The sequence below is a fragment of the Aeromonas sp. PrichA-15 genome, assembly GCF_017939245.1.
In the GTDB taxonomy this organism is placed as follows: domain Bacteria; phylum Pseudomonadota; class Gammaproteobacteria; order Enterobacterales; family Aeromonadaceae; genus Aeromonas; species Aeromonas caviae.
Window position 1 is genome coordinate 1 of record NZ_JAGKRH010000317.1, and the last position, 491, is coordinate 491.

General features: G+C 53.6%; 1 protein-coding gene. It reads right to left on the reverse strand.

From position 1 onward, the window contains the following. Window positions 1-401: ISAs1 family transposase (locus J9889_RS22430; protein ID WP_210558277.1), on the reverse strand; the 401-nt coding region annotated here is incomplete at its 3' end. Window positions 402-491: the final 90 nt, after the last annotated feature.

A 491-nucleotide genomic window follows, 5' to 3' on the forward strand; every position in this document is an offset into this window, starting at 1 on the left:
CCCTCACCGGTATCAAACGCCGTCACCAGATGCAGGCAATTATCGGACCCGTGTTGGTTGACTGCCCCTCGTATGGTCTTGCCATCGATGGCAATGATAGACTGACCAGCGGCTTGGCGACGGGCATTGACCCAGGTAAACAAGGCGTGTACCAGCGGTTCGATAGCGATGCCTCTGATGATGCGGGCAATCGAGTGACGGGTTGGGATGGCGCCGGCAAAAGGTCGGTACTTGCGCAACCAATCGAGCTTGTTAGTACCGAAATCCTCGATCTCCTGCCAGCCTTCGCAACCGGAAACGACAGCGGCCATTACCAGAAACATGATATCGACCAGATCATGTTGACGATTGACAGAACTGCGCGGGTCTTCGATGAGCGATAAGTGGGCGAAGAAGTCCATAACGGGTGGCTCCAATAAGATGAGAACACCCGATCAGATCGCTGAAAAATCAGAAAGTTCCATTAAATCTCAGGGTATGATCCCGCCCTG